This window comes from Micromonospora sp. GCM10011542, assembly GCF_042650685.1.
In the GTDB taxonomy this organism is placed as follows: Bacteria; Actinomycetota; Actinomycetes; order Mycobacteriales; family Micromonosporaceae; genus Micromonospora.
Genome location: NZ_JBHSBO010000067.1, coordinates 293,074 through 315,848, shown reverse-complemented (window position 1 = coordinate 315,848; position 22,775 = coordinate 293,074). Strand labels below are relative to the sequence as shown.

Below are 22,775 nucleotides of genomic sequence, written 5' to 3'. Positions count from 1 at the left end.
GGCGCCGCGTCCGGGTCAGCGGTGCCAGAGCAGCCGGTCGCGGATCCGACGGGCCAGTGGCGAGTCCGTCCCGTCGAGCTCGGCGAGGGCGTCGCTCCACGCCCTCCCGGCCAGGACCGGGTCGCCGTTGGCGGAGTGGAAGTCACCGATGGCGACCAGTACCTCCGCGGTGTGGTGGGTGGCCCGGGCGCCGCGGAAGGTGTCGATCGCCTGCTGCCAGACCGCCATCGCGTGCGGCAGGTCGTCGATCATCGAGTACGTGTGTGCCAGCCACGCCTGGGTGGTGCCCAACCCGTGCAGGTCCCCGATAGCCTCGAACTGCCGCCGCGCCTCGACGAACATGCCCAGCGCCTCGGCGTGCCGGCCGAGCCAGCCCTGCGCCCGCGCGATGGCCAGCAGGGCGTTGGTGGCACCCCGCACGTTGCCCTCGGCGCGAAAGAGCGCCCGCGCGGCCTGGGCGTGCCGGATCGCCTCGGGGTAGCGCCGCTGCTCCAACCGGATCTCGGCGATGTTGTTCTCCACGTGGCCCTGCTCGGTACGGCGGCCGAGCCGGTCGAAGAGCGCCCGGGCGTGCTGCAGGTGCGACAGCCCGCGGTCCAGATCGGCCAGGAAGTAGCAGGCACCGGCGAGGCTGCGGTGCAGCAGTGCCTGGGCGACGAGGTCGCCCCCGGTCCCGGCGAGGCCGGTGCCCACCGTCGACGCCCACGCGGCGAACTGCCCGGTGTCCTGGAAGAAGTTCTGCATTGCCAGCGCGATCTGCCAGGCCGTGCGGCTCCGGCCGCGCTCCCCGGCCCGCGCGACGATGTCGGTCAGTACCCGCTGTTCGGAGGCGAACCAGGCCATCGCCTCGGCCCGGCCGGCGAAGCCGCGTCCCGTGACCCCGTGCTCGGACGGTTCCGGCTCCGGCAGCGGCACCTGCGGTTGCAGGGGCAGGTGCGCCGCGTACGCGCTGAGCTGGTAGTAGTCGTAGACCCGCTCGACGGCGGCGTCCCGCTCGGCCGCGTCGTCGTGCTCCTCCCCCAGCTCCGCGGCATAGGCGCGCAGCAGATCGTGCATCCGCCACCGGCCGTCGCCGTTCTGGACCAGCAGCTGCGCCGCGAGCTCGGCGAGCAGGCCCCGGGCGACGCGCAGGGACAGCCCGCCCAGGGCGGCCGCCCCTTCCGTACTCACCTCCCCGGCCGGGTGCAGGGGCAGCAACCGGAAGAGCCGGGCCGCCCCGGGAGTCAGGGCCCGGTAGGACCAGGAGAAGATCGCCTCCAGATCGGCGTGCGCGTCCCCGAAGCCGGCCAGCCGCCCGTCGGCCTCGGCCAGCTCACCGGCGATCGCGGGGAGGCTTAGCCCGGGCCGGCCGACGCTGCGGGTGGCGACCAGGGCCAGGGCCAGCGGCAACCGCCCGCACCGCGCGATGATCTCGGCGACGGCGGCCGGCTCGGCGGCCGCCACGTCGCCGAGCCGGCGGGCGAGCAGCTCCCGGGCCTCGGCGTCGGTCAGCAGGTCGAGGTGCAGCGCGTGGGCGCCCGCCGGGCCGGCCCCGCCGGTGATCCGGCGGCGGCTGGTGGCGATGACGAGACTGCCGCAGGTGCCGGGCAGCAGGTGGCGGATCTGGTGCCAGTCGCGGCAGTTGTCGAGCAGGATCAGCATCCGGCGCTCGGCCAGGATGCTGCGGTAGAGGCCGGCCTGGGCGTGCAGCTCGGTCGGGATGGCGGCCGGCGCGGCCCCGAGGGACCACAGGAAGCCGCGCAGCGCCTCCTCCGGCGTCATCACCGAGTCGCCGGAGTCGAAACCGCGCAGGTCCGCGTGCAACTGCCCATCGGGGTAGCGGGCCGCCAGCCGGTGCGCCAGGTGCACCGCGAGGGTGGTCTTCCCGACGCCGGGCATTCCGTCGATGACCAGCGTGGTGATCCGCGGATCCGCGGCCAGCAGCTCCTCCGCGTCGGCCAGGACGCCACGGCGGCCGGTGAAGTGGGGGTGGTCGGCCGGTAACTGCGCCGGCCGCTCCGCCCGGGTCGACTGCGACAACTCCGGGTCGGCGGGCGACCACGATTGGGCCTCCGCGCCGCCGGGCGGCGCTCCGGGCCGGATGAAGACCGGTCTGACGCCACGACGCGACCCCGAGCCATCGGCCGGGGCGGCGTGGTCGAGCAGGCTGTCCCGGGCGGCGCGCAGGTCGTCGCCGGGCTGGATGCCGAGCTCGTCGGCGAGCCGGTGCTCGATGACGGCGTAGGCCGCGAGGGCCTCGGCCCGCCGGCCGTCCGCGGCGAGCGCGAGCAGCAGCCGCGCCTGCAGTGCCTCGTCCAGCGGCTCGTACTCGGCGGCCAGCCGGAGCGCGGGCAGCACCGCGTGCACGCAACCGGCCCGCAGGGCGGCGTCGGTCGCCGCCCGGACGGCCGCGAACCGCTCGCCGTCGACAGCGACGAACTCCGGGTGGGCCCGACCGCCGGTCTGCAGGCCCGAGGCGCACCGGTCGCGCCACAGCGCCAGCGCGTCCCGGTAGAGCGCGACGGCCGACTCGCCGGAGCTGCCGCCGGCCTGGGCGACCAGCCGCCGGAAGCGCAGCAGGTCCAACGCCTCTCCGTCGATCCGCAGCCGGTACTCGGCGCCGTCGCGGACCAGCACGGAGCCCGCGGCCCGCGTCGGCAGGCCCGGCTCGAAGCGCCGCCGCAGCATCCCGACGTGCCGGTGCACCACGTTGACCGCGCTCGGTGGAGGGTCGGACTCCCAGAGCAGGTCGACGAGTTCGGCGATGCTGACCGTGCCGCCGGCCCGGGTGAGCAGCAACGCCAGGATCAACCGCTGCTGCCGGGTGCCCAGATCGATCTCCGACTGCCCCCGCCAGGCCCGGACCGGGCCGAGAACGGCGAAGGAGAGTGGGCCGGTCATTGTGCGGTGTTCCCAGGGCTGGTTGGCACGATCGCGCCAGCATGGCAAAGCCCCGGGCCTCGAGGCGGGCGCGCGTCGGGGCGATGTGAGCCACGACTCAGCGAAGGGAGCGCCGACCGGAGGGATTCGTCCTCGTTCAGGCCGCCTTGAGGCCGGTGTGCAGGGCGCGCAGGGCATGGTGGGTCCGGGACTTCACCGTGCCGATCGGCACTCCCAGCCGGCCCGCGACCTCCGCCGGTGACCTCCCGACCAGGTAGACCTCGGAGAGCAGACTGCGCTGCGCCGGGGTCAGCCGGCGCAGGGCGTACCGGATGGCGTACGACGCGAGCGCCGTGCCGGTGGTGTCGTCAGCAGCGGGAATCCAGGTCAGGTCGACGAGATGGACCTCGGTCGGGCGGCCCCGCCGCAGCCGGACGCCGTCGATGACGAGCCGACGGGCGACGGTGCAGAGCCACCGGCGGGCGGCTTCGGGCTCGGCCGGCACCGAGTCGAGGTGCCGCCACGCCCGCAGCATCGTCTCCTGCAACAGGTCCTCGGCGGTCTGTCGCTGGCCGCGGGTCAGCACGAGCAGGAGACGCAGCACGGCACGGGCGTGGTCGGCGTGCAACCCGGTCATGCGCTCGGCCCGGCCGTCCGTTGATTCGTCGGGTGCCGGCAGCACCATATTTCCCCCCACAAGCAGGAGCAGGAGCAACGGTGAATGCGGCACGAGCCTAGGGACGAGCGCTGCAAATGGACTGATGCGCGAGTGCGGATCGAGTGCCGTCGCCGCGCGCAACCGGTCACCGACGCGACGTGACCGCCGAGAGCAGGCCGGCCAGCCGGCGGCCGGTGCGGGTCTGCGCGTACGGGATCAGAGCCGACGCCTCCTGCCACGCCCGTACCGCGGCGTCCTGGTCGCCGGCGGCGGCGAGGGCGTCGCCGAGCAGCGCCAGCACCTCCGCGGCCGGGGCCGACGCCGAGGCTTCGTGGTACGCGACGGCCGCCTCGCGCCAGCAGTCGACCGCCCTGGCGACCTCCTGGCGGGCGGAATGCACCTGGCCGAGCACCTCCCACGCCTCGGCGACGCCGAGGCTGTACCGCGCCCTGCGGGACAACGCCATCGCCTGCTCGGCGCAGCGCACGGCCTCTTCCTCCCGGCCCAGTTCGGCGTTGCTCGCGGCCATGATCACCAGGGCGTCCGCGAACAGCTTGTCGTCTCCGGCCGCCCAGGGCCCCAGCGTCGCGGAGAGCGTCCGGACGACCTCCTCGTGTCGCCCCTGGGCGGCCAGGATCATCGCCCGGTTGAACGTGGCCCGGGTCAGCTCGTCCTGCAGGCCGAGCCGGGCCAGCAGGTCGAGTGCCTGGTCGAGATGCCCGAGCGCGGTCTCGTGCTCGCGCCGGAAGTAGGCCGCCCCGGCCAGGCTGCGGTGCATCCGGGCCTGACCGACCAGGTCGCCGCCCGCCCGGGCGGCCGCGAGGGCCACCTCGCCGGTGGCCGTCCAGTCGGCCCACCTGCCGGTGCGGTCGAAGAAGTGCTGCATGCCCAGGGCGAGCTGCCACGTCTCGGTGTGCCGGCCCTGCCGCGCGGCCCGGCCGACCAGTGCGATCAGGACCTGCCGCTCGGCGCCGAACCAACGGATGGCTTCGCCGGGCCCGGCGAAGCGCAGCGGCGTCTCGCCCGGCCCCGGCTCGATCATCGGTTGGTGCTCGGACGTGAGCAGCTGTCGGTGCGCCTGATAGCAGGTGGCCCGGTAGAACTGCAGGCAGCGCAGCTCCGCGGCGGCGCGCTCGGCCGGGCTGTCGTTCTCCTCGCCGAGTTCCGTGGCGTAGGCCAGCAGCAGGTCGTGGGTGCGGTAGCGGCCCGGCAACTCCTCGCTGATCAGGTGCGCGCGGCTCAGCTCGCCGATCAGCGCCCGCCCGGCCCGCAGCGGGACGCCGGCCAGGCCCGCCGCCCCGGCGATCGAGATGTCGGGGCCGGGATGGATCGGCAACAGCCGGAAGAGCCGCGCGGCCGGGGCGGACAGCGCCTGGTAGGACCAGGAGAAGACGGCACGCAGGCCGGTCTGCGGGTCGTCGCCGTCGAAGCCGTCCAGGCTGCCGGGCGCTCGGGCCAGCTCGGCGGCGATCTGCGCCGGTGGCGTCCGCGGCAGGGTCGCCGCACGGGCGGCCACCACGGCCAGCGCGAGCGGCAGCCGCCCGCAGCTGGCGATGATGGCGTCGATCGCGGCCGGGTCCGCCGCGACGCGGCCGGCGCCGAGTGGCCGCAGGAGCGCCGCCCGGGCCTCGTCGAGGCTCGGCAGGCCGACCGGCAACGGGTGGGCGCCGGCCGCGGTCAGCAGGCCGCTGAGCCGGCTACGGCTGGTGACGATCGCCAGACAGCCGGGGCTGCCCGGCAGCAGGTGGCGGATCTGCTCGGCGTCCCGGCAGTTGTCCAGCACGATCAGCAGGCGCCGGCCAGCGAGGCTGCTGCGGTACATGCCCGCCTGGGCGTGCAGCTCGGAGGGTATGCCCTGCTGCGGCACCCCGAGCGAGCGGAGGAAGCCGCGCAGCGCCTCGGCCGGGCTCATCGCCGGTTCCCGCCCGTCGTATCCGCGCAGGTCGACGTAGAGCTGCCCGTCCGGGTAGTCGGCGGCGAACCGGTGGGCGAGGTGGACGGCGAGGGCGGTCTTGCCGATCCCGGGCATGCCGTCGATCGCGAGCACCGCCGGCCCGCCCGGGCGCGCGACCGCCGCGCGGGCCTCGGCGATGAGGTCGTCGCGGCCGCTGAAGAACGGCAGGTCCGGCGGTAGCTGCGCGGGCCGGGGCAGGAGCGACGGCGCCCCGGTACGCGGGGGCTGGGTGCGCTGGTGCAGCAGCCGGTCGTACGCCTCCCGCAGCTCCTCGCCCGGATCGATGCCCAGGTCGTCGGCGAGCCGGCGGCGCACCACCCGGTACATCTCGACGGCTTCCGCCTGTCGGCCGTCGGCGGCGAGCGCCAGCAGCAACCGGCTCTGCAACGACTCGTCGAGCGGGTGCTGCTCGGCGGCCTGCCGCAGCGGCGCCAGCACCGCGCTCATCCGGCCGCATCGCTCGGCGGCGTCGGCGGCCTCGCGCACGGCCTGGGCGCGTTCGGCCTCCACGGCGAGGAACGCGGGATGCAGGCGGGATGCCGGTTCCAGGCCCGCGGCGCACCGGCCGCGCCACAGCCGCAGCCCGTCGAGGGAATGCCGCAGCGCCAACTCCGGGTCGCCGTCCTGCAGGCTCCGGGCCGCCAGCCGGCTCAGTGAACGGAACTTCAGCAGGTCGAGGGACTCCTCGTCGGTCCGCAGCCGATAGCCCGCGAGCTCGCGAAGGATGTGCCGGCCCGCCGACCGGGTGGGCAGGCCGGGTTCGAACAGCCGCCGGAGCATCCCGACGTGCCGGTGCACGACGTTCGCGGCGCTGGCCGGTGCCTCCTCGTCCCAGAGCAGGTCGACCAGCTCAGCCAGGGAGACCGGTGCACCGGCCCGGGCCAGCAGCAGCGCGAGCACCAGGCGCTGCTGGCGGGCGCCCAGATGCAGCTCGGCGCCGGCGCGGACGACCCTGATCGAGCCGAGCACCGAGAATCCGATCGTCTCGTCCGCCTCCGCCCGCACGCCGGCAACGGTATCCGGCCGCCCGCGACCTGGTCGTTGCGACCACCGGCGGCGACGAGCGGGCCATACCCGGGACGAAGGCCCCGCCACCGGGGATCACGATGTTGGGCGCCGGTATCCGGTACCGGTCGGTCAGCGCTGGACCCGCGGCGCCGCGGTCCCTCCGGTTGTCGACTCCCCGGCCGTCGGTTCCTCGGTCGGGTCGGTCGTCGGTTTGTCGGTCGGATCCGCCGTCGGCTCCTCGGTCGGATCCGCCGTCGGCTCCTGCGTCGGTTCCGCGGTCGGTGCCGTCGTCGTTCCGCCCGTCGGCGCCGTCGTCGTTCCCGGTGAGGCGCTCTGGGACGATGTCGGGCGGGGCGTACCCACACTGCTCCCGCCCGACGGCGTGGGTCGACCCGTCGCCTTGTCGCCCCCGGTACGGGTGGCCGCTCCGGGCGCTCGCACCGGCAGGCCGGCCGGACCGCGGGTGGCCGGTTCGCCGCCACCGGCACCGGGGCTGGATCCGCCCTGCGGTGGCGGCACCGACGACGGCACCGCGGGAGGCACCGACGGCCGCCCGGTCGGTCCCGGCACCAGCCCGGTCGGATCCGCGAACACCAGGACGGCAACCACCGCGGCCAGCAGTCCGAAGAGTGCCGCGAGAGTGGTGTTTCCCCGACTGGCCGCCCGGTTCGGGGCACCGCTGAGCGCCGGCTGCCGAACGGCCGGGTGCACGGTTCGCAGCTCGGTCGAGGCGGCACTGACAACTGCCGTGACCTGCTCATCGGACGGGCCCGCGAGGGCCTGCGCCACGGCGGCCATGGTCGCCGCCGTCGGGAACCGGTGGGTGGGCTCCTTGGCCATCGCGGTGGCCACCAGTTGCCGAACGTCCGCCGGGACGTCCTCGGGCAGCGGCGGCGGTTCGTCCTCGAGGTGCCGCAGCGCCACCGCGACGGCGTTGTCACCCTGGTACGGGGGTCCACCCGCGAGGCAGTGGTAGACCACGGCACCGAGCGCGTAGATGTCGATCGCCGGCGTGGTCTCGTTCCTGGAAACCTGCTCGGGCGCCATGTACAGGGCGGTGCCGACGACCTGGTTCGCCCCGGTCAGGCTCGACGCCTCCTGGGTGACGGCAACGCCGAAGTCGACGAGTACGACGTGTCCGTCGGGTTCGATGATCAGATTGTTGGGCTTGACATCGCGGTGGACGACGCCGGCGTCGTGCGCGGCCTGCAGGGCGCGGGCGGTCTGCGCGGCGACCGACATCGTCTCGGCCGCGTCCAGTCGGCCGGCCTCGGCGATCCGCTCCGACAGAGGCTGCCCCTGCACGCACTCCATCACGATGTAGGCGAGGGCCGGCGCTCCGGGCCGGGACATCTCGCCGTAGTCGTAGACCTGGGCGATACCCGGGTGACGCAGGGCCGCCATCGCGCGGGCCTCGCGGCGGAACCGTTCGCCGAAGCCGGCGTCGGTGACCAGGCGTGGGTGCAGCATCTTGACGGCCACGCACCGGTCCAGGGTTTCGTCGACGGCCCGCCAAACGTCGCCCATACCGCCGCTGGCGATCCTCTCGACCAGGCGGTAACGGTCTCCGACGAGTTGCCCCACACTCGGCATGAACTTCCGGTACCCCGGACCCACCCATCTCAAGCACGGCACACCGCCGGCAGTCGCCGACCCTCGGCGAGACCTTCGTCGGCGGCCGCGTCGAGCAGATCTGATCACGCGTGCGGTGGGGCGGCCGTCGCCGGTCAGGTCGCCGACGGGCAACCCCGCGGCGCCGTCGTAGGCGGGATACCTGGTCGGCGTGGTGGCGAGCCCACCGGCACCCTGCGTGAAGACCTGGACGGCCGCGTCGGGAGTGTTGCCCTCGACGCTGGTCACCAGGTCGGCCCGGCCGTGACGGTAAATTGCACGGCGATGGCCACGACAGCCGACGTCCGTCGCGAACTCGCCAGCCTCGCCGACGGGCGTCGAGCGGAGGCGTCGAGGCGGTTCCTGCAGATGGTCCCGGGCGGGTACGGCGAGGGCGACACGACCATCGGTGTGTCCGTGCCGGAACAGCGCAGGGTGGCCGCACGGCACTGGCGCGACCTCTCGCTGGCCGAGGCAGCAGAGCTGCTGACCAGCGGCGTGCACGAGGAGAGGTTGACGTCGCTGTTCATCCTGGTGCGCAAGTTCAGCAGGGGCGACGAGGAGGAGCGGGGCCGCATCTTCGACGTCGTCCTGGCCAACACCGACCGCATCAACAACTGGGACCTGGTGGACTCCTCCGCGCCGTACATCGTCGGCCCCTGGTTGCTCGACAGGGACCGCGGCGTCCTGGACCGGTTGGCCGGGTCGAGCCTGGTGTGGGACCGGCGCATCGCCGTCATGGCGACGTTCGCCTTCATCAGGGCCGGCGACTTCCACTGGACCTTCCGCCTCGCTGAACGTCTCCTGCGCGACCCTCACGACCTGGTGCACAAGGCGGTGGGCTGGATGCTGCGCGAGGTCGGCAACCGGGACAGAGCGGCGGAGGAGGAGTTCCTGACCCGCCACTACCGGCTCATGCCGCGGGTCATGCTGCGATACGCGATCGAGAAGTTCGAACCACGGCGACGTGGCGAGTATCTGACCGGCGCGGTCTAGACGGCGACAGGGGGCGGACGCCTTGGCGTCCGCCCCCTGTTCGGGCGGGCGAGTTACCGGGCCGCCCTGCGGCTCGCCGAACGAGGTGCGAGCCCGCACTACGGGGTTGCTGAAGCAAACGATCTTCGCCACACTCCCCCTGACCGTTCCGCCGGACCATTGGCGGCCGACCGCCGAGGGATCCCATGCAGCCGTTGCACCCCGAGCCGACCTCACGGCGCCCCGTCTGGACGTGGGCCGGCGCCGCCGCGGGGCTCGCACTCGCCCTCACCGCGTTTCTCAACAACAGCGAACCGCGCACGCCCGCCGCGGCGCGAGCGCCGATCACCGGCACCTTCGTGGTCTCCGGCGTCGTGCTGCTCGGCGACAGGGACTCCTTCACCAGGGACGACCACGGCGGCTGCGCCGGCACCGGCTCCCACGCCGACGTCACCGACGGCGCCCTGGTGCTCATCACGACCACAGCCGGGTTCGCGTCCGGGACGCTGACCGGCCCGCAGGCGTTCAGCGACGGCACCTGCCGATTCCTGTTCTCCGTCCAGGGGGTGCCGGGCGGGCAGACCACCTACCTGGTGATGGTCGGCGAGCACGGCCCCCGTCAGTACACCGAACGGGAGCTGACCGGCGCGCTGGTGAACCTGCGCCTCGACTGAAACCCGGATCGGGGAGGACGCCGCAGTCCGGTGAGTGAGAACTCCGCTCAGGTTCAGGCGCGATCGACGAGCACGCCGGGGTTGAGGATCCAGGACGGGTCGAGCGCGCTCTTGGCGGCGCGTAGGGCGAGCGCGACCGGTTCCGGACGCTGCCGGTCGTACCACGGTCGGTGGTCGCGTCCGACGGCGTGGTGGTGGGTGATGGTGCCGGCGGCGGCGAGCAGCGCGTCGGAGACGGCGTGCTTGATCTCGTCCCACTGGCCGACGGTGGCGCCCCACCGACCGGTCGCGTACAGGCCGAAGTAGGGGGCGGGGCCGTCCGGGTAGACGTGGGTGAAGCGGCAGGTGACGACGCCGCTCGCGCCGACGGTGCGCAGCGCGTCGCCGGCCGCGTCGAGCACGGCGGCGCGCAGGGCGGGGAATCGGTCCCACGTGCAGGCGGTCTCGAACGTCTCCACGATCATCGACCGGGCGGCGAGTGCGTCGCGCTGGTACGGCATTCGCAGGAACGCCGACCGCCAGGCGTCGGCCTCGGCGGGCCGCTGTCGCGGGCCGGACGAGTCGTCGACGCTGGGCGGCTCCGGCAGGACTCCCCCGTGGTCGCGGCACAGCTCGATGGCGCGGTCCAGGGACGGTGTGACCGGATGGTCGGCCGACTCGAATCCGAGCACGAGCACGCCACCGGTGGTGGCGGCACCCGCGTTGAGGAGCGCCTCGGCGGGGTCGAGCAGCCGGCAGTTGCCGGGGTGCAGCGCCGACTGGGCGATGGCCCGGGTGGCTTCGACCGCCTCGTCGTAGTCGGTGAAGTGCACCGAGGCGCCCGCCCGCCAGCGTGGCCGGTCCTGCAGCCGCATCCACGCCTCGGTGATCACGCCGAGCGCGCCCTCCGAGCCGAGGAACAGCCGGTCCGGGGACGGCCCCGCGCCGGAGCCGGGCAGCCGGCGCGACTGGCTGGTACCCGCCGGGGTGACCACGCGCAGTGACTCCACCAGATCGTCGATGTGGGTCAGGGTCAGGACGGTGGCGTAGTGACCGCCGGCACGGGTGGCCAGCCAGCCGCCCAGGGTGGAGAACTCGAACGACTGCGGGAAGTGCCGCAGCGTGAGGTCGTGCCGCCGGAGCTGGTCCTCCAGCGCCGGACCGAACACGCCGGCCTGGATGCGGGCCGCCCGGCTGGTCGGGTCCACCTCCAGCACCCGGTCGAGGCGCCCGAGGTCGAGACTGACCACCGCGGGGTACGCGTCGCCCAGCCGCGGCTCCACGCCGCCGACCACCGACGAGCCGCCGCCGTAGGGGATCACCGCGATGTCCCGGCCCGCACACCAGTCGAGCACGTCGACGACGTCCTGCTCGGTCACCGGCCGGACCACCAGGTCCGGCGGGTCGTGCACCTCCCCGCGCAGGTTGCGGACGACGTCCCGGAAGGCCTTGCCGTGGGTGTGCGCCGCCCGGTCGGCCGGGTTGGTCGAGCACAGCCGGGCGAGCGACGTCGGCGGATCGACCCGCGGCGGGCGCAGGCGGAGTTCGGCCACCGGCGGCGCGACGTGCTCGGTCAGGTCGGCGTCGGGCAGCAGGGTACGCACCCGGTCGGTCAGCGCGGTGGCCTCCGCGCCGGTGACCGCGTCCTCGACGTGCCCCCAGCCCCACCACGAACGGCGTTTCCCGCCCATGTGGCCTCCCGCCGTCCACCATCGCCAGACCGACTCGCCGGTAAGGTACTCGACGGCCGGCATCCCGTCGATGCCGTCGTGTTCGGCGTGAACGTCAGCGCCGCCACCACACCTTGGAGGTGATCGACATGCCAGACAGGCGTTAGTCCCGCGCACGGTGCGCGGGCGGCCGGAAGGCGGTCGTCACATGACCCGTACCGACATTCACCGACCCGAGCGGGTGCAGCAGCGAGACCCGCTGATGCGTCACTGGTTCACCGACACCCACGAACACGGCCGCGGCCCGTGCGACCTCGACGAGTTCCTCGCCTCGCCCGATCGGATCCGCACCCGCTGCTACCGGCAGACGTCGGCCCAGGCTCCGAACCTCTGCGGCTGCCAGCTCTGCACGTTCCAGTCGCAGCGCCGGCTCGGCCGCCGGCAGGAGCGCGTCGCCTGGCGTTCGATCCGTCGTCGGCTCCTCGCCGAGCACCGCGGCGGCGAGAGCGACCTCGACGTGCCCCCGATCCGCGGAAAGGCCTGGTAGAGCCGTGCCGGCCGGCGGCGACGAGTACGACGCCGCCTGCCGCACCAGCGCGACCACAGGTACCTGCGGCGCGCCGGCGTCAGCTCGCCGATCGAGCGGGCCGCACGCCGGCGCGCAACGTCCTGGCGCAGCGGTGGGCCGGAGGCCATTGACCGGCGATTGGTGGTTCTGTCATGACGGTCCCTGCATCCATCCGTGAGGCACGATGATGGTTCCGGTGGTGATCATCGGCGCGGGTCCCACCGGGCTCACCGCCGCGACGCTGCTCGCCCAGTACGGCGTCGAGTGCCTGGTAGTCGAGCGGTGGGGATCGGTCTATCCCCTGCCCCGGGCCGTCGCCCTCGACGACGAGGTGCACCGCATCCTGGCCCGCCTCGGGCTCCACGACGAGTTCGCCGCCATCTCCAGGCCGCACCGGGGTCTGCGCCTCGTCGACCGGACCATGCGGGTGCTGGCCGAATTCCAGCGCGACCCCGCGACGGGACGGCACGGCTATCCCCAGGGCAGCCTGTTCGACCAACCCGAACTGGAGGCGATCCTCCGCCGGAATCTCGCGCGGTACGGCACCGCCACCCTGCGTGGCAACACCGACGTCACCACGCTGACCCAGGACGCGGACGGCGTACGGCTCGACCTCACCGACACGGTCACCGGCGAGCACGCGGTCCTGCGCGCCGAATACGTGCTGGGCTGCGACGGTGCCAACAGCCTGACCCGGGCCTCGATCAGCGCCACGATGCACGACCTCGGGTTCACCCAACGCTGGCTCGTCGTCGATGTGAGCACCGAGGCCGAGCTCGGCCAGTGGGACGGCGTCCACCAGCTCTGCGACCCGGCCCGCCCCGGCACCTACATGCGCGTTGGACGGACCCGCTACCGCTGGGAATTCCGGCTGGCGCCCGGCGAGACCGCCGACGACTTCCGCGACATGACCCGGCTGCATCCGCTGATCGCGCCCTGGACGGGCACCCACCCCGCGGCGGGGCTGGAGGTCGTCCGTGTGGCCGAGTACACCTTCCGCGCGCGCGTCGCCGACCGGTGGCGCGACCGACGGGTGTTCCTGCTCGGTGACGCCGCCCACCTCACCCCACCGTTCATCGGTCAGGGCCTGGGCGCCGGCCTACGCGACGCGATGAACCTCGCCTGGAAACTCGCCGGCGTGCTCGACGGGACGCTGCCCGAGACCGTTCTCCACACCTACGAGATCGAACGCCGGCAGCACGCGCGCACCATGATCAAGCTGGCGAAGGTCATCGGCACCGCGATGACGGCCGGCGGCAGAGCCGGCGACGTCATCCGCCGCGCGGTGGCGCCGCGCCTGCACCTCGTACCCGGCCTCAAGGAACTGGCCACCGACAGCCAGACGCCCCCGCTGCGCCGATCCGACCTGGTGAAACGGCCACGCCTGCGCCACACCCTCGCGGGCCGACTGTGCCCGAACGTGACCCTCGACGGCGAGCGCCGTCTCGACGACGTGGCCGCGGGACGCTTCGCGATCGTGACGGCCACCGAGCCACCCGCCGCACTGCGGGCAGACATCGAACGACGTGGAGCGGTGCTCGTCGAGGCCCGACCCGGCAGTGAACTACACCGATGGCTGACGAACGGCCGCGCCCACGCGGCACTCGTCCGCCCGGACGGCACCGTCCTCGGTGCCGCCCGCCGCTTGAGCGTGGTGTGCGCCGTCCTGGCCGGTCTCGACCGAAACGTTTGGCGACGAACCACCGGCCAGCCGGGCAGAGGCGGTCACATGGGGTAGTCAGGCGTACCGGGACCCGGCATGGGCCCCTCGCCGGCGGTCGCCGCGGGCCGGTCGGTGGGCCGTCCGTAGGCTTCGAGCAGTCGCAGCCAGACCTCGCTGACGGTCGGGTAGGCGGGCACGGCGTGCCAGAGCCGGTCGAGCGGCACCTCGCCGACGATCGCGATCGTCGCCGCGTGCAGGAGTTCGCCCGCGTCGGGACCGACGAACGTGACGCCGAGCAGAACGTGGCGCTTCTCGTCGACGACCATGCGGGCCGTTCCCGCGTAGTCATCGGCACGCACGCTGGCACCCGCCACGCGACCCAGGTCGTAGTCGACCACCCGGATGTCGTAACCCGCCCTGCGGGCCGCCTCGGAGGTCAGGCCGACGGAGGCGACCTCCGGGTCGGTGAAGGTCACCTGCGGCACCGCCTCGTGGTCGGCGGTCGCGACGTGGGTGCCCCACGGCAGGTCCGAAACCGGCGCACCGGCCGCTCGGGCGCAGATGACGTCCCCCGCGGCCCGCGCCTGGTACTTGCCCTGGTGGGTGAGGAGCGCGCGACGGTTCACGTCGCCGACGGCGTAGAGCCAGGCGATGCCGGGTACGCGCATCGTGTCGTCGGTCTCCATCCAGCCGCCGGGAACGAGACCGATCGTCTCCAGGCCGATGTCGCGGGTACGCGGTCTGCGGCCCGTCGCGACGAGCACCTCCTCGACGGTGATGGTGGACCCGCCCCCGGTCTCGACGCTGACCCCGTTCTCGTCGCGGGTCACCCGGGTGGTCTCGGTGTCGAGCAGCACGGTGGCGCCCAGTTCCCGCAGCGACTTCGCGACGCTCTCCCCCGCGAACGGTTCCATGCTCGGCAGAAGGGCGCCCCGGGAGATCAGGGTGACCGCCGTGCCGAATCCCGCGTAGGCGGTCGCCATCTCGACGCCGACGACGCCACCACCGATGATCGCGAGGCTCGCCGGAACCCTCTTCGCGCTCGTCGCCTCCCGGCTCGTCCAGGGACGGGCGGCTCTCAGCCCGTCGATGTCCGGAATGAGCGCGTCGGAACCTGTGCTCACCACCACCGCGTGGCGGGCGGTCAGCGACTCCGTCCGGCCATCCGGGGCGGTGACCGTGACCTGCTGCGGGCCCGTGATGCGGCCATGACCGCGAAGCAGGGAGACGCCCGAGTCGGCGACCCACTCCACCTGGCCCTCGTCGGACCAGTTGCTGGCGAACGAGTCGCGACGGGCGAGGACGGCCTGCACGTCGAGCTCACCGGTCACGGCCTGCCGGGCGCCGGAGACCTGCCGGGCGGCCCGGAGCGCCTGCGCGGGGCGCAGCAACGCCTTGGAGGGCATGCAGGCCCAGTACGAGCATTCACCTCCGACGAGTTCGCTCTCGACGAGGACGGCGCTGAGCCCACCCCGCACGGCCCGGTCGGCCACGTTCTCACCGACCGGGCCCGCGCCCAGCACGATGACGTCGTATTCGGTTGATTCCATTCGACTGCTCTCATCGCTTGCTCGGCGTACCACTTCGGCCATTCTGCGTCATGGACCCCGCCGAGCACCGCCGCCTCGTCAACGCCGTGCGCGGCGGCCTGCGGGTCACCGCCGTGGCCGGAAGTAGTTCCTGATCGTGTACGCCGTGACCTGCGCGCCGATCTTCGCCCCCTCGACGTCGGCCGTGCGGGTGTGGATGCCGCCCCAGATGCGGGCCTCGATGACCTCGGCGACGGCCTGCGAGAAGCTGCCGAAGTACCGGGTGGTGCCCGATGCTTCGCTGTAGGCGCTGAAGGAGATGTCGTCTCGGCCGAAGACGTGTCGCAGTGCCGACATGCTCGCCGCGGTGAAGCAGGTGTGCCCGGAGGCGAAGTTCGGGTGCGGCGGCGTGACGAGGAGCGGCATCCAGGTGGGATCAGCGTCGGTGGCCGGGTTGCCGTCGGTGTCGGCCAGCTGGATGGCGGTGACCGGCCGCCAGGACATCCAGGCACCCTTCTCGTTGTAACAGGCGGTGGTGGCGTCGGCCTCGGCGAGGTCGACCAGCGCGAACATCCGCGCCGTCTGCAGCACGCTCAGCCGCTGGCTCGTGGCGAGCTGACGCTTGATCTCCCATTCGCCCAGGTGCCGGTCGTGCCACCAGACAGCGGCCTGCGTCTGGTCGACTGTTCGGATGGTGCTGTTGACTGCGCCGATCGCCTTGACCTCGTTGACGTCGCGGGCGTACTGGTCACTCGTGAGCGCCGGCGGGCCGGACGAGCGGAACATTGAGGCGCTGGGGATGAGGAACGGCTTCAGGTTCGCCACCCAGGCCCCGTCGTTGGCGTTGGTCGGCGGGGTGGGCCGCCACTGGCCGGGGCCGGTGCCGACCGGCCAGGCCGGGTCCCCGAACGCCCCGTCGTCGCGCCGGGCGCTGATCATGGCGGCGGCCGTCCGGCTGCCCACGGAGATTCCACGCCGCTTCGCGATGCCGTCGGGGATCGCGGTCAACCACTCGTCGTACTGCGTCCGCAGCCGGGCCTGCTGAGAGGGAAACAGGGAGTCGAGCACGTGGAAGGCCGCCGTTCCGACCGCCGCGTCCACCGACTCCCGGCCGTTGGTGTGTGGTGCGGACAGGTACGGCTGGTACGGCCGGCCGGCGATGGCGTTGACCGCGTCGTAGACGGCCCCGTGCACCATCGCGAAGCTACGCGCCTGGACCTGCGGCTGCTGACTCGCGACATCCCAGATCGCGGTCTGCGCGTTACGGTCCCACACGATGACGGCGTTGCCCGAGGTGCTGGTGTCGGCCGCGGAGGCGGCAGAGGTGACCGCGGCCGGCGACCCGGCGGCGAGGATACCGGCGACGGCCGCGCAGACGACCCTCCGGCGCGTGCGAACCTGACGTGTCACGGTGGGCCCCCTTGCCGGCGATCACGGACGTGACCGCCGCATGGATGTGAGTGCCTTGTGGTGAGGCAACCTACCGCGCCGGGGCACGTCGGGATGCCCCGTTTCGCATTGACGCCGGTGAAATCTCTGGTGTCCTTGCGCGAAGCACGCGACGGGCATTGCCGTCACCGATGTCCTGGTCGGCTACCGCGTGCCCGCTGGAGTGGTCCACGCAACCAGCGATCCGCGGCGGCGTGGCTGTGCAGGCGGACAACGGGCAGGTCGGGGCGCCGGACCAGCAGTTCCTCGACGCGCGCCGCAGCTCGGGAATGGGTGTTCCACGCCCATCGGACGATGTGCTCACGATCGGTGAACATGGTCCACAGCGGTGGTTCGATGTTGCCGTTCCACAGCTGCTGCCGACGCAGACGGCGCACGACGGTTCTCCGGACGATCTGGCGCATCACCGAGGTTCTGGGCAGGTCCAGCCAGACGAGGAGGTCGGCGCGGTCGGCGAGGTGGGTGCGCACGGTTCTGTACTGCCACTCGGTCACCCAGCAGGGACCCGCGCTGAAGCGGTGGACATCGTCCTCGAACGAGGGACGCTTCGTCCAGGACGGCCCATGGAAGAGGCCGTCGATTTCGACGTGCTGTATCTCCAGGAGGGCGGCCACCCGGGCGGCGAGCGTCGTCTTTCCGGATCCCGACGTCCCGGCGATCAGGACCCGTCGAGGTCGGACGGGCAGGGGGTCGACGGCGCCCAGCAGCGGCATGAGGATGAGGGTAGGTCCCACGCGCCCGTGGGAGACTGGACGCGCAGGTCAGCGCCCTGGGGGAGGCGAAAATGCCGTTGGAGAACGAGGACCGGCCGTCGGACTCGCCCTACATTCACCGTGTGTGGCGGAGCCACGCCACCGGAGTCGCGCAGATGACCTCGATCGCAACGTCGCACTGGGAACTCGTGTTCTGGGAGCAGGGCGGCCGTCGCCACGCCGCCGTACGCGGACCGGAGACCGCGGCCTCAAACGCCGAGGTACCCGATGGGTCGGCCTCGTTCGGCATCACGTTCGCGCACGGCACCTACATGCCGCACCTGCCTCCGGCGCGTCTGGTCGACTCCGGCCAGGAGAGCCCACACGCGACCGCGTCCACGTTCCTGCTGCGCGGCCAGGAGTGGCACATTCCCGACTTCGACAGCGCCGAGCAGTTCGTCGCCCGGCTTGTCCGGGAGGGCGTCATCCTGCGCGACCCGCTCATCGACGAGGTCGTGGCGGGCGGAATTCCGGAGATCGGGACGCGATCGGTCCAGCGCCGGGTGGCCGCGGCGACCGGGCTCACGCAGGCCAGCATCCGGCAGATCGAGCGCGCCCGGCAGGCCGCGGCGCTGCTCGGCGAGGGTGCCGCCCCACTCGAGGTGGTCGACCGGCTCGGCTACTACGACCAACCGCACCTCGCCCGATCACTCCAGCGCTTCATCGGCCGCACCGCGACCGCGCTGCGCCGCCCGGATGCCGCCGAGCAGCCCCTGTCGCTTCTGTACAAGATCGGCGACGCGCCCCACTCGTAGCCTCATGGCATCGCGGCACCCGGCCGCGAGGGAGACATCCCGTACCGCCAGCACGAGAGGCAGTCAGATGACCGAGAACGTCAGCGCGGCCGCGGTGTCCGCCGACGGCACCGTGATCGCGTTCACCGCGTGGGGCCAGGGCGAGCCGCTGATCATCGTCGACGGGGCGACGGCCTATCCGGCCATCAACCCGACCAACGAGGAGGTCGGGCGGCTGCTCAGCGACGAGTTCCGGACGTACGCCTACGACCGTCGCGGACGCGGCCAGAGCACCGACACCGCGCCGTACGCCGTGCAGCGCGAAATCGAGGACCTCGCCGCGCTCATCGACGTCGCGGGCGCGCCGGCGACCGTGTTCGGCTGGTCGTCCGGCGCGGTCCTCGCGCTCGACGCCGCGGCCGCCGGTCTGCCCATCGCGCGGCTCGCGCTGTTCGAGCCGCCGTTCGTCGTCGACGACAGCCGTCCGCCGTTGCCGGCCGACTACGTGGAACGCCTCGACGCCGCCGTGGCCGACGGGCGCCCCGGCGACGCCGCGGAGCTGTTCATGACCGCGGCGGTCGGTATGCCCGCCGAGGCCGTCCAGGGCATGCGGCACAGCGAGTTCTGGCCGATCCTGGAGGCGGTCGCGCCGACGATCGCCTACGACGGTCGGATCATGGGGACCACGATGTCCGGCGCCCCGCTGCCCCGTGACCGGTGGGCGTCCGTCACCGTGCCCACGCTGGTGATGCACGGCACCGACACCTTCCCCTTCATCATCGACGGAGCCCGGGCGCTCGCTGAGCTGCTGCCGACCGCCACCCTGCAGGCGGTCAAGGGTGAGCAGCACAGCGCCCCCGCCGACGTGCTCGCCTCCGCGCTGCGCGACTTCGCACAGGCCGGCTAGGCAACGAGGCAGGACAGCCGAACCGCAGGCCGTGGCCGTCGTCCACCCCCGTCACCGGACGAGGGTGGTTCGACGCACTAGCATGGCCGCGATCCGGACGGCTCTGCTGAAACGAGGCGACATGGGATGGCTCCGGCAGTTGCTGGGCGGCGGGCGGGTCCAGCTCGACGCGGGGCGGCAGCAGGTGCTGCTACGCGACGTCCAGCAGCGGTACGGGGCCCACGTGCGGATCCGCTTTCCCGAGCAGGTCGAAGCGGTCACGGGCCTGCTGGACAGCGATGACGGCCTGGTGGTGGCGGCCCGGATCGTGAGCCAGGTCGCCGACGAGGCCCACGCGGACCTCCAGGCCCAGGCCCACGAGCTGCACCGGCGGACGGGCCGGCGACTCCTTGTGCACCGCCGGAACTACCGGCCGCTGTGGAAGGAGGCCGGCCCGGCGCTGCGGTGGCCACTGTTCGCGTTGCCGAGCGGCTTCCACCCGTACGCGCAGCTGGCCGCCGCCGTCGCCGTGGTCGGCGGTCACGCGTCCCGGCTCGACCGGGTGACCGACCCGAACCCGCTCCTGACCCGCGTGTTCGAGGTGCTCGACCTCACCACCGCCGGCTGGGAGTACGGCCGGGTGCGGGTCGACACCGACGCCGCCGCCCTGGCCGATCGACTGATCACCAGCGCCGCGCAGGTCCTCGCCGCCATGGACGACCCGCCCCGGCTGCCACCTCCGGTCCGTGAGCTCATGCGCCGCAGGACCATCCTCGACGTGCACGATGCGGCGGGCCCGCGCGCGGTGGGTCGGATCGACCTGGGCGCGACGATGCGGGAGCGCCTCCTGGCCTGACGGCGAGCCCGGCGCCGGGAGCCTCAGTCCCCGGTGGTAGCGGCGGCTTCGACGATCGAGACGCGGGTGCCCAGTTCGACGGTACGGGAGACCGTGCAGAGCCGGTCGTGCGACTGCTGCAACGACCTGGGCAGCGCCTCGCGTGCCCGGTCGCCGTCCTCACCCGCCGGGAACGTCACGGTGAACTCGACCTTGAGGTTCTCCATCCGGTTGCCTCCGGTGTCGTCCCGGACCTTGTCGCCGGTGACGTCGACGGAGAATCGGGTCGGCTCGGCGCGGCGGCTCGTGATGTGGTCCACGTCCATCGCGGTACAGCCGCCGATCGCCGCCAGGAGCAGTTCCACCGGCGTGAAGATGCCGTCGTCACCCGCGCCTATCGTCATCGATCCGCCCCGGGCGTTCCGCACGACGTACTTCCCCACACTGGTGCGCTCGATCTCCACCGAGCGGAAGGTGTCCTGACTCATGACAGGGAAGTTACCCGGCCCACTGGTCCCCAGGGCGCGTGCCGCCGTCATCCGCCTTCACGACCGAGTTCACGAGCACGTCAGGTGCAGGGTCGTCCCGGCGTCTGCGTGCCCCAGAGACGGCGCCGTCGACCGCGATCCGGACCCGAGGCTCGACGTGACGTCCGCGCCGGTCGGTGACAGCAACACGATCCGGTGGTCGGCACCGCGCGGTGAGCGGCCCGACCCCGGCGGCACTGACCGCCGTCCGATCGGCGAAACAGGAGGCATGGACACCGTCTATTGGTAGCGCGCCATTCCTGGAGATGACGCGGATCCTCGTGGGCGGGGTTGCTCACGTCACCACCATTGCAGGTGAACGAAATTCCCGTGATGTTCGGCTGATTGCGCGCACTTCGGGTTTGTTCAAGAAACGCCGGAGCCGTTGCAGAAACTGGTCTCCGAAATTTTCCTGCCGCCACCGGTGCCCGGTCGACCCACGGCATGAACCCGACACCGGGCGCCTGAGGGAACGGGCCGTGACGGACGACGCGAAGTCGCAGGCCACGTGCCGGACCGACCGCGGGAACTGGCGCTGCGCGTGGTGGAGAAAAGCATTGGGACGTCGCCCTGTCTGGAAATAAGTGATTCCAGGCCGGACGAAGGCGGCGCTGTACGACGATCGGTGGGAAGCATGGAGGTGAAGCACTTTCCGAAAGGTCAGAGGTCATGCCAGAGGTCATCGCGGGGTTACCACCACTCCCGACGGGTCTTCCTCTTCAGCCTGATTCACGCTCACAAGCTTGGCGTGAAACCGGACCCGGAGCTGCTCTATCTGGCGGCCATGTTCCACGACACCGGCCTCCTGACTCCCTTTTCCGATCCCCGGCTTCCAGCGCGTGACGACGGTCGAACGCATGGCCGGTTCGCCCTGGCCGAGCTGATCGGACACAGGCTCACCCACCAGCCCACCGACAGGAAAGGATTCGAGCATGCGAGCGATCACCGTGCGAGACCGTGAAGCGGGTGTCCAGGGCCTCACCCTGACCGACATGCCTCACCCCCACGTTGCGGAGAACGACGCCATCGTGCGCGTACACGCCGCAGGCTTCACCCCAGGAGAGCTCGACTGGCCGGCAACGTGGACCGATCGCGCCGGTCGCGACCGGACACCCAGCATCCCCGGGCACGAGTTGTCTGGAGTTGTGGTCGAGCTCGGCTACGGAACCACCGGCCTCACCGTGGGCCAGCGGGTGTTCGGACTGACCGACTGGGCCCGCAACGGATCCCTGGCCGAGTACGCCGCGGTGGAGGCGCGCAACCTCGCCCCCCTCGCGGCCGACATCGACCACACCGTGGCCGCCGCGCTGCCCATCTCCGGACTGACCGCATGGCAGGGGCTGTTCGTCCACGCCCACCTCACGACCGGCCAGACCGTCCTCATTCACGGCGCCGCGGGCGGCGTCGGCTCGATCGCCGTTCAACTCGCGCGGGAGGTGGGCGCCCACGTGATCGGCACCGGCCGGGCGGACGACCGTGAGGTGGCGCTCGGCCTCGGCGCGCAGACCTTTCTCGACCTGGACGTCGACGATCTGCAGCAGGTCGGCCAGGTGGACGTGGTGTTCGACGTCATCGGCGGCGACATCCTCGAGCGATCGACCGAACTGGTACGCCCGGGCGGCACGCTCGTCACCATCGCCGTGCCACCTGCGGTGCAGCCCAAGGACGGGCGAGCCATCTTCTTCGTCGTCGAACCTGATCGCGCCCAGCTGACCGACCTCGCCGAGCGCGTCCGGACCGGACGGCTGAAGCCCATCGTCGGCGCCGTGCGACCGCTTTCCGAAACGGCCTCCGCGTTCAGCCGCCGACGCCGCACGCCCGGCAAGACGATCATTCAGGTCGCGGACGAACAAGGAACGCAGCAATCGTGACGGTGGTGGGTGAACGGTAGCCTCCGTGGGACGCGACCAACGCGTCCGCCACGATGTCAGCGTCGGCTTCTGCGACGTCCGCTGGGACCCCCGATCGGGGTCAGACGTCGGCTTCGAGGGCGAAGGTGTTGCCGTCCGGATCCTGGAACCACGCGATCCGTCCACCACCGGCCCGAGCAGTGATTCCCTTGGCGTCGTGTTCGAACTGGTCGTAGCGGACGAACTCGACGCCGGACGAGACGAGCTCGTCGACGATCTGGTCGATGTCGTCGACGTACCACGTCGCCAGGGTCGCCGGGGTCTTCCCGGCAGTGGCCGACTGGTAGACATTCAGCGCCGGCCCACCACCGGAACCGTAGACGCGGCTGCCGTCGGCGATGGTGGCGCTGGGGCCGGACCGCAGCACCGGTAGGCCCAGTCTGCCTTCGTAGAACGCGATCGCCTTCTCGATGTCGGACACGGCGATCGAGGCTCTGAGGTGATACCTGCTCAAGGGCATGCACCACTCTGTCACGAGCGGGCGATGGGCCGGTCCCGCTTCAGGGCGCCTCGGGTGGGCCGGGTGACGTCGTC

General features: G+C 72.5%; 19 protein-coding genes. 9 read left to right on the top strand and 10 right to left on the bottom strand.

All coding sequences use genetic code 11. The features are described from left to right. Window positions 1–15 precede the first annotated feature (15 nt). The 4 genes from ACFOW4_RS29490 to ACFOW4_RS29475 all read right to left on the bottom strand — a co-directional run bounded on the left by ACFOW4_RS29490 (window position 16) and on the right by ACFOW4_RS29475 (window position 8,072). Window positions 16–2,880 (bottom strand): BTAD domain-containing putative transcriptional regulator, encoded by a 2,865-nt coding sequence (locus ACFOW4_RS29490; RefSeq protein ID WP_377533556.1) that lies wholly within the window; start codon window positions 2,878–2,880, stop codon window positions 16–18. 136 nt (window positions 2,881–3,016) lie between these two features. Then, a complete protein-coding gene (locus ACFOW4_RS29485; RefSeq protein WP_377533555.1) occupies window positions 3,017–3,496 on the bottom strand; it encodes a sigma-70 family RNA polymerase sigma factor in 480 nt (159 codons plus the stop codon). A 166-nt stretch (window positions 3,497–3,662) separates the two neighbouring features. After that, window positions 3,663–6,476, bottom strand: coding sequence for a BTAD domain-containing putative transcriptional regulator (locus tag ACFOW4_RS29480; RefSeq protein WP_377533554.1), 2,814 nt, complete (start codon window positions 6,474–6,476; stop codon window positions 3,663–3,665). 132 nt (window positions 6,477–6,608) lie between these two features. Then, a complete protein-coding gene (locus tag ACFOW4_RS29475; protein WP_377533553.1) occupies window positions 6,609–8,072 on the bottom strand; it encodes a protein kinase in 1,464 nt (487 codons plus the stop codon). A 303-nt stretch (window positions 8,073–8,375) separates the two neighbouring features. Between ACFOW4_RS29475 and ACFOW4_RS29470 the strand changes: the two genes are divergently transcribed. Then, the gene (locus tag ACFOW4_RS29470) at window positions 8,376–9,086 is read left to right on the top strand and encodes a DNA alkylation repair protein (RefSeq protein ID WP_377533552.1); all 711 of its coding nucleotides are present in this window, start codon (window positions 8,376–8,378) and stop codon (window positions 9,084–9,086) included. 185 nt (window positions 9,087–9,271) lie between these two features. Next, complete coding sequence (locus ACFOW4_RS29465) at window positions 9,272–9,739, top strand: hypothetical protein (RefSeq protein WP_377533551.1); 468 nt, start codon at window positions 9,272–9,274, stop codon at window positions 9,737–9,739. A 53-nt stretch (window positions 9,740–9,792) separates the two neighbouring features. Here ACFOW4_RS29465 and ACFOW4_RS29460 read toward each other — a convergent pair whose 3' ends face one another. Beyond that, on the bottom strand, window positions 9,793–11,409 hold the full coding sequence (locus ACFOW4_RS29460) for an FAD-binding oxidoreductase (RefSeq protein ID WP_377533550.1): 1,617 nt from the start codon (window positions 11,407–11,409) through the stop codon (window positions 9,793–9,795). A gap of 187 nt (window positions 11,410–11,596) precedes the next feature. On the opposite strand from ACFOW4_RS29460, the gene ACFOW4_RS29455 reads away from it, so the two are divergent. Further along, window positions 11,597–11,935 carry a hypothetical protein gene (locus tag ACFOW4_RS29455; RefSeq protein WP_377533549.1) on the top strand — a complete coding sequence of 113 codons (339 nt, stop codon included), beginning with the start codon at window positions 11,597–11,599 and terminating at the stop codon, window positions 11,933–11,935. Between the two features lie 205 nt (window positions 11,936–12,140). After that, entirely contained in the window at window positions 12,141–13,694 is a 1,554-nt protein-coding gene (locus ACFOW4_RS29450; RefSeq protein WP_377533548.1) for a bifunctional 3-(3-hydroxy-phenyl)propionate/3-hydroxycinnamic acid hydroxylase, read from the top strand. Here the strand turns inward: ACFOW4_RS29450 and ACFOW4_RS29445 are convergent. From ACFOW4_RS29445 to ACFOW4_RS29435, 3 genes are all read right to left on the bottom strand, one after another. Next, window positions 13,682–15,169: a dihydrolipoyl dehydrogenase family protein gene (locus ACFOW4_RS29445; protein WP_377533547.1), complete on the bottom strand. Its 1,488-nt coding sequence runs from the start codon at window positions 15,167–15,169 to the stop codon at window positions 13,682–13,684. The genes ACFOW4_RS29450 and ACFOW4_RS29445 overlap by 13 nt on opposite strands. A 105-nt stretch (window positions 15,170–15,274) precedes the next feature. Next, window positions 15,275–16,558 (bottom strand): phosphatase PAP2 family protein, encoded by a 1,284-nt coding sequence (locus ACFOW4_RS29440; RefSeq protein WP_377533546.1) that lies wholly within the window; start codon window positions 16,556–16,558, stop codon window positions 15,275–15,277. Between the two features lie 164 nt (window positions 16,559–16,722). Continuing rightward, window positions 16,723–17,310, bottom strand: coding sequence for an AAA family ATPase (locus tag ACFOW4_RS29435; RefSeq protein WP_377533545.1), 588 nt, complete (start codon window positions 17,308–17,310; stop codon window positions 16,723–16,725). 155 nt (window positions 17,311–17,465) lie between these two features. Between ACFOW4_RS29435 and ACFOW4_RS29430 the strand changes: the two genes are divergently transcribed. The 3 genes from ACFOW4_RS29430 (at window position 17,466) to ACFOW4_RS29420 (ending at window position 19,825) form a co-directional block, all read left to right on the top strand. Then, the gene (locus ACFOW4_RS29430; protein ID WP_377533544.1) at window positions 17,466–18,104 is read left to right on the top strand and encodes an AraC family transcriptional regulator; all 639 of its coding nucleotides are present in this window, start codon (window positions 17,466–17,468) and stop codon (window positions 18,102–18,104) included. A 67-nt stretch (window positions 18,105–18,171) separates the two neighbouring features. Next, entirely contained in the window at window positions 18,172–18,990 is an 819-nt protein-coding gene (locus tag ACFOW4_RS29425; RefSeq protein ID WP_377533543.1) for an alpha/beta fold hydrolase, read from the top strand. A 121-nt stretch (window positions 18,991–19,111) separates the two neighbouring features. Then, entirely contained in the window at window positions 19,112–19,825 is a 714-nt protein-coding gene (locus tag ACFOW4_RS29420) for a hypothetical protein (RefSeq protein WP_377533542.1), read from the top strand. 23 nt (window positions 19,826–19,848) lie between these two features. On the opposite strand, the gene ACFOW4_RS29415 is transcribed toward ACFOW4_RS29420, so the two are convergent. Then, entirely contained in the window at window positions 19,849–20,292 is a 444-nt protein-coding gene (locus tag ACFOW4_RS29415; RefSeq protein WP_377533541.1) for an OsmC family protein, read from the bottom strand. A gap of 673 nt (window positions 20,293–20,965) precedes the next feature. On the opposite strand from ACFOW4_RS29415, the gene ACFOW4_RS29410 reads away from it, so the two are divergent. Continuing rightward, window positions 20,966–21,292, top strand: coding sequence for an HD domain-containing protein (locus ACFOW4_RS29410; RefSeq protein ID WP_377533540.1), 327 nt, complete (start codon window positions 20,966–20,968; stop codon window positions 21,290–21,292). Next, entirely contained in the window at window positions 21,264–22,202 is a 939-nt protein-coding gene (locus ACFOW4_RS29405; RefSeq protein WP_377533539.1) for an NADP-dependent oxidoreductase, read from the top strand. The genes ACFOW4_RS29410 and ACFOW4_RS29405 overlap by 29 nt, the downstream gene beginning before the upstream one ends. 100 nt (window positions 22,203–22,302) lie before the next feature. Here the strand turns inward: ACFOW4_RS29405 and ACFOW4_RS29400 are convergent, their stop codons facing one another. Further along, window positions 22,303–22,662 carry a VOC family protein gene (locus tag ACFOW4_RS29400; protein WP_377533538.1) on the bottom strand — a complete coding sequence of 120 codons (360 nt, stop codon included), beginning with the start codon at window positions 22,660–22,662 and terminating at the stop codon, window positions 22,303–22,305. Window positions 22,663–22,775: the final 113 nt, after the last annotated feature.